This window comes from Bacillus sp. EB106-04-02-XG92 (assembly GCF_058791995.1).
On the sequence record NZ_JBYTEA010000020.1, the window covers coordinates 51,917 to 58,382 of the forward strand.

Here is a 6,466-nt window from a genome sequence, read left to right on the forward strand (position 1 = left end):
CCTAGCCTCCTAATGTCAAACGAAGCGCTTCTCCTAAATTGGATACACCTACTACTTCAATCCCATCAGGAATTGTCCATCCCCCTAAATTTTTTCTAGGAATAATAGCCCGTTGAAATCCTAATTTAGCTGCTTCTTGTACACGTTGTTCAATTCTTGACACTCTTCTTATTTCTCCAGTTAATCCTACTTCTCCTATTACTGCATCGGTTGGTGCCGTAGATTTATCTCTAAAACTTGAAGCTATACTTAAAGCCACAGCTAAATCAATTGCTGGTTCATCTAACTTCAGACCACCTGCTACTTTTAAATATGCGTCTTGGTTTTGCAATAATAAACCTGTTCTTTTTTCTAACACTGCCATAATAAGCGATACACGGTTATGGTCAATTCCCGTTGCCATTCTTCGAGGGTTTCCAAAACTAGTAGGGGAGATTAATGCTTGTATTTCTACTAAAACTGGTCGTGTTCCTTCCATTGAGGCAACCACCGTTGACCCTGCAACCCCAACTGGTCTTTCCTCAAGGAAAATTTCAGAAGGATTTAATACTTCCGCAAGGCCGAGTTCTTTCATTTCAAAAATACCCATTTCATTCGTGGAACCAAAACGATTCTTCACCGCTCGCAAAATACGATATGTATGATGACGGTCTCCTTCAAAATAAAGAACTGCATCGACCATATGTTCTAACATACGAGGCCCTGCAATTGCCCCCTCTTTTGTCACATGTCCAACGATAAAAATAGGGATCCCTTTCGTTTTTGCAAGTTTCATTAATTCCGCTGTACATTCACGTACTTGCGCCACACTTCCTGGTGCTGACGTTACCTCAGGTAAATGTATCGTTTGGATAGAATCAATAACAACAAAGGCTGGATTCACTTCTTCAATGTGTGCTGCAATCCGCTGCAAATCCGTCTCTGATACAACAAATAGATTGCTACCATTTACATGTAAACGGTCCGCACGCAGTTTAATCTGTTTTGCTGATTCTTCACCCGATATATATAGTACATCATATGAAGAATCTGCTAATTGCGATGATATTTGTAATAGTAACGTTGATTTTCCAATCCCAGGGTCACCACCAATAAGTACTAAGGACCCATCTACAATCCCGCCACCAAGTACGCGGTTAAATTCTTGAAATTTCGTTTCAATACGCGCCTCAGACTTTGTTTCTACTTCTGTTAGACGTCTTGGTTTTGTTACTTCTGATTGAATCGCATTGGCATAATTAAGGCGCCTTGATGATACAACTGGTTCCATCTCTTCAACAAGCGTATTCCATTGACCACACCCAGGGCATTTCCCCATATATTTTGGTGACTGATACCCACACTCTTGACATGTGAATTTTGTTTTCTTTTTAGCCATATCGTTTTATATTTCACTTCACTTTCATCTATAAACAGTTTATCCTTCTCGTACAAGAAAGAGGGCTATCTCGTAGCCCTCTTAGTTTGTCTATACTTATTTTACCTTTTCAGCACTATGAATGACAAATGATTCTCCTTCAACATCAAAGATAACTTTTTGTCCTTTCTCAATAGCACCTTTTAAAAGCTCTTCCGATAGTCTATCTTCTACATGCTTCTGAATTGCTCTACGAAGCGGGCGAGCACCATACTCTCGGTCGAATCCTTTATCAGCAATAGCTGAAATTGCTCCTTCAGTTAAATGCAATTCAATTTCTTGCTCTTTTAAGCGGTTCACTAACTGATTTACCATAAGTGTTACAATCTCTTGAATATGTTTTTTCTCAAGCATATGGAACACGATAATTTCATCAATACGGTTTAAGAACTCTGGACGAAATGCCTTTTTCAGTTCATCCATTACTTTACCTTTCATATCTGAATAATCGCGGCTCTCATCTTGTACGTTAAATCCAAGATGTTTATTACGTTTTAACGCCTCTGCACCAACGTTAGATGTCATAATAACAATTGTATTACGGAAATCAACTGTACGCCCTTTAGAATCTGTTAAGCGACCATCTTCTAATACTTGTAGTAAAATGTTAAACACATCAGGATGAGCTTTCTCTACTTCATCTAATAAGACAACTGAATATGGCTTACGGCGAACCTTTTCTGTTAATTGTCCACCTTCTTCATATCCAACATATCCTGGAGGAGATCCAACTAAACGAGAAGTAGAATGCTTCTCCATGTACTCAGACATATCGATGCGAATCATTGCATCCTCATCACCGAACATAGATTCTGCTAACGCTCTTGCTAGCTCTGTTTTACCTACACCTGTTGGTCCTAAGAAAATAAACGAACCAATCGGACGCTTCGGATCTTTCAATCCTGCTCTAGCACGACGAACAGCTTTCGCTACAGCTACTACCGCTTCATCTTGACCAATAACACGATCGTGAAGAATCGATTCTAAGTTTAATAATTTATCAGTCTCTGTTTGTGCAAGCTTAGAAACCGGAATACGAGTCCACGTAGAAACGACATTTGCAATATCTTCTACTGTCACTTCTGAATTTTCTTTTCCTTGTTGCTCTTTCCATTGACGCTTCGTATCTTCTAACTTCTCACGTAAGCGTTGTTCCATATCACGTAAGGAAGCAGCTTTTTCAAATTCTTGACTTTGTACAGCTGCATCTTTTTCTTTTCTAATTTCCTCAAGCTTCACTTCAAGCTCTTTTAGATTTGGTGGTGTTGTATAAGAGCGTAAACGAACCTTTGAAGCAGCTTCATCAATTAAATCAATTGCTTTATCTGGTAAGAAACGATCTGTAATATAACGATCTGAAAGCTTTACAGCTGCATCAATTGCATCATCTGTAATAGACACGCGGTGATGCGCCTCATAACGATCACGTAAACCTTTCAAGATTTGAGTTGATTCATCTAAACTTGGCTCATCAACGTGAATTGGTTGGAAACGTCTCTCTAAAGCCGCGTCTTTTTCAATATATTTGCGATATTCGTCTAACGTTGTCGCCCCAATACATTGTAACTCTCCGCGTGCTAAAGATGGTTTTAAAATGTTCGATGCATCAATAGCACCTTCTGCTCCACCTGCACCAATTAATGTATGAAGTTCATCAATAAATAGAATGATATTTCCCGCTTGACGAATTTCATCCATTACTTTCTTCAAACGATCTTCAAATTCACCACGATATTTCGTTCCAGCTACCACTGTACCCATATCTAGTGTCATAACGCGCTTATCTCTTAAAGTTTCAGGAACTTCATTATTTACGATTTGTTGTGCTAATCCTTCTGCGATTGCCGTTTTACCTACACCAGGCTCTCCAATTAACACGGGATTATTTTTTGTTCTACGGCTTAAAACTTCAATTACACGTTGAATTTCTTTACCACGCCCAATAACAGGATCTAAACGATTTTCACGTGCAACAACCGTTAAATCACGCGCTAAACTATCAAGTGTTGGTGTATTTGCATTTGTTGAAGAACCACCTTGGTGACCTGAACTTGCTTCATTACTTCCAAGCAGTTGCAATACTTGTTGTCTTGCCTTATTTAGGCTAACACCTAAGTTATTTAAAACTCGTGCTGCTACACCTTCACCCTCACGGATTAAACCGAGTAGGATATGTTCTGTTCCAACGTAAGAATGACCTAACTTACGAGCTTCATCCATCGACAACTCAATAACCTTTTTAGCACGCGGTGTATAATGTACAGTTTGAGAAGCTTCTGTTCCGCGTCCAATTAACGCTTCTACCTCTTTTTGAACTTTCTCTGGACTTAATCCAAGAGCAATTAACGCTTTTGCTGCAATTCCTTCACCTTCGCGTACAAGCCCAAGTAAAATATGTTCTGTTCCAATATTATTATGCCCAATGCGAATTGCTTCCTCTTGAGATAAAGCTAATACTTTCTGTGCTCTTTCTGTAAATCTTCCAAACATCATAGAAATCGCCTCCTACTTGCGCTTAGTTTTTTTCAATACGTAATCGCTCACGGATTAAGGTTGCTCTTCGATAATCTCTTTCTTCTGGTCCTAAGGGCCCTCCTGCATATTGTTGTAAAATGCCCGGTTGTGTAAGAACCATTAGCTCAGTCAAAATATTTCTCGATACACCTTTTATATATCCTAAATCAATACCAAGTCGTACATCTGATAAGCAAGTAGCCGCTTCCGCAGATTGAATTAACCGACTGTTTGCTAGTATGCCATAAGAGCGATAAACTTTGTCTTCAAGCTCAATACTTGAATTTTGTACAATTAATTCTCTAGCCATTTTTTCTTGCTGTATAATTTGTTGAATGACACTCTTTAAATCTGCAATAATATCTTCTTCAGATTTTCCCAGTGTCATTTGATTTGACACTTGAAATATATTACCTAACGCTTCGCTACCCTCGCCGTATATTCCTCTTACTACTAACCCTAATTTTTGAATTACTTGTATGATACGACTAATTCTTTTCGTTAAGACGAGTCCTGGTAAATGAATCATTACAGAAGCCCTTAATCCTGTACCAACGTTAGTAGGACAGCTCGTAATATATCCAAGTGATTCATCAAAAGCATACTCAACCTCTTTTTCTATCCAATTATCTATTTGATTGGCACTTTGAAGAGCCTCTGATAACTGCAATCCTGAAAATAAGCATTGAATCCGAATATGGTCTTCTTCATTCAACATAACACTAATATGTTCACTTTCTGACAATAGACATGCTCCGTACTCTGTTCCAGCAAGGTTAGGACTAATTAAATGCTTTTCAACTAATACTCTCCTTTGAAGAGGTGTTAATTCATTCATTTTTAATAGTTCAAACTCTCCAAAGGGTTCTACCGTTTTATTTATAAATTTCTTTTTAAATAACTCATGAATCTGTTTAGCTTCTTCTTCGTTTTGCATAGTAGAGAATTGATATTTTTTAAAATTACGAGCCAAACGAATTCGACTACTTAAAACAATATCAGAATCAGGGCCATCGCCCTTCATCCATGGACTAATCGCTTCATTCATAATTTTGTCCAGTGACATAGAACTATTCCCCCTCTCTATGCTCACTCAGCTGATTTTCAAGACTTCGAATTTTATCCCTTATTTCAGCAGCTTTCTCAAATTCCTCATTCTGTACATATTGTTTCAGAATGAGTTTTAGTTCATCTAATTCTTTCTTTAAGTGGATATTTCCTTCTATACGCTCCGGAATTTTTCCACAATGATCTGTATGCCCGCCGTGAAGACGTTTTAATAATGGCTTTAAATGTTCCTTAAATGTATCGTAACAAGAAGCACATCCAAAGCGTCCGACCTTTGTAAATTGCTCATATGTCATCTTACAATCTGGACACCTTAATATACTTGCATTCGAAAATTCATTTTTCCCTTCTTCCAACATTGTTGATTCACCGTTTAATAACCCAGCAAATAAATCATGGAATGAAAAGTTAGACTGCGATGATTGAAAGAAAGACGTATAGCCACTTTGTTCTGCACATTGCTCACAAAGATGAACTTCCGCCTTCTTTTCGTTGATTACTTTTGTATAATGTAAAGTTGCTGGTCTTATATTACAGTTTTGACAAGTCATCACTATCCCCACCTTTACAACAGGAACGATCTATTTCATAGTACTTTTCATACATTACTAGATTGTTCACTTTCCTTTATTCGTTTAAATAAAAGTGCGTGTTCTTTTTTCAAAACTTCTACAATACTTAACTGCCTTATCTTTTAGTTATTATTCTTTTACAAAAGCTGTATTTATTTATATTTCAGTGTTCTTAACATTGCGCATAATATTCGAGCCCTAAGTTCATCTCGAGAAGGAACATCCATTGATAATACAGAACGATCTAGCACGCTTAACATAAGCTTAGCTTCACGATTTGTTATGATTCCCTCTTCTATTAAACGTATAATCATACTCTCTGCATTTCCTTGCGCAACGCTATGATCAATCATATGAAGCATTTGATCAATAATGTCTATATCGTCATGCAGTTTGACTTTTATAATGCGAATGTAACCTCCTCCACCACGTTTACTTTCTACTACGAATCCTCTTTCTAACGTAAAACGGGTATTGATTACATAATTGATTTGAGATGGTACGCACTCGAATCGATCCGCAATCTCATTTCTTTTGATTTCAATCACATTATTATTACTTAAGTCAATAACTTGCTTTAGATATTTCTCAATGATATCAGATATATTTCTCATTTATCCGCCACCTTTATTGACTTTGACTATCTTTGACTTTAATTATATACGTATTAATAAAATTTGCAACTCTTTTGCTTATTCACTATCCTAGCCACATTCCCCTGTATTTAATCAAAATAATAATTATTTAAACACATTTTTTATTACTATGGATTATAAAAGAAAACACGAAAAAACACGAGTCATTCGACTCGTGTTTAGTTGCTTGGCGACGTCCTACTCTCACAGGGACAAGGTCCCAACTACCATCGGCGCTAGAGAGCTTAACTTCCGTGTTC

General features: G+C 37.4%; 5 protein-coding genes. All 5 read right to left on the reverse strand.

Annotation, left to right across the window (positions count from 1 at the left end):
• Window position 1: 1 nt before the first annotated feature.
• The 5 genes from radA to ctsR all read right to left on the reverse strand — a co-directional run bounded on the left by radA (window position 2) and on the right by ctsR (window position 6,185).
• On the reverse strand, window positions 2-1,378 hold the full coding sequence (gene radA, locus AC3WVA_RS27665) for a DNA repair protein RadA (protein WP_001085207.1): 1,377 nt from the start codon (window positions 1,376-1,378) through the stop codon (window positions 2-4).
• A gap of 96 nt (window positions 1,379-1,474) precedes the next feature.
• Window positions 1,475-3,910 (reverse strand): ATP-dependent protease ATP-binding subunit ClpC, encoded by a 2,436-nt coding sequence (clpC, locus tag AC3WVA_RS27670; RefSeq protein WP_000971179.1) that lies wholly within the window; start codon window positions 3,908-3,910, stop codon window positions 1,475-1,477.
• 22 nt (window positions 3,911-3,932) lie between these two features.
• A complete protein-coding gene (gene mcsB, locus AC3WVA_RS27675) occupies window positions 3,933-4,997 on the reverse strand; it encodes a protein-arginine kinase McsB (RefSeq protein ID WP_048526356.1) in 1,065 nt (354 codons plus the stop codon).
• Window positions 4,998-5,001: 4 nt separating this feature from the next.
• The gene (mcsA, locus tag AC3WVA_RS27680; RefSeq protein ID WP_098346207.1) at window positions 5,002-5,550 is read right to left on the reverse strand and encodes a protein-arginine kinase activator protein McsA; all 549 of its coding nucleotides are present in this window, start codon (window positions 5,548-5,550) and stop codon (window positions 5,002-5,004) included.
• A 173-nt stretch (window positions 5,551-5,723) separates the two neighbouring features.
• Complete coding sequence (ctsR, locus tag AC3WVA_RS27685; RefSeq protein ID WP_048526354.1) at window positions 5,724-6,185, reverse strand: transcriptional regulator CtsR; 462 nt, start codon at window positions 6,183-6,185, stop codon at window positions 5,724-5,726.
• Window positions 6,186-6,466: the final 281 nt, after the last annotated feature.

Coding starts and splice junctions, on each gene's coding strand:
- mcsA (WP_098346207.1), bottom strand. CDS start 5,550: ATGACTTGTCAAAACTGTAATATAAGACCAGCAACTTTACATTATACA.
- clpC (WP_000971179.1), bottom strand. CDS start 3,910: ATGATGTTTGGAAGATTTACAGAAAGAGCACAGAAAGTATTAGCTTTA.
- ctsR (WP_048526354.1), bottom strand. CDS start 6,185: ATGAGAAATATATCTGATATCATTGAGAAATATCTAAAGCAAGTTATT.
- radA (WP_001085207.1), bottom strand. CDS start 1,378: ATGGCTAAAAAGAAAACAAAATTCACATGTCAAGAGTGTGGGTATCAG.
- mcsB (WP_048526356.1), bottom strand. CDS start 4,997: ATGTCACTGGACAAAATTATGAATGAAGCGATTAGTCCATGGATGAAG.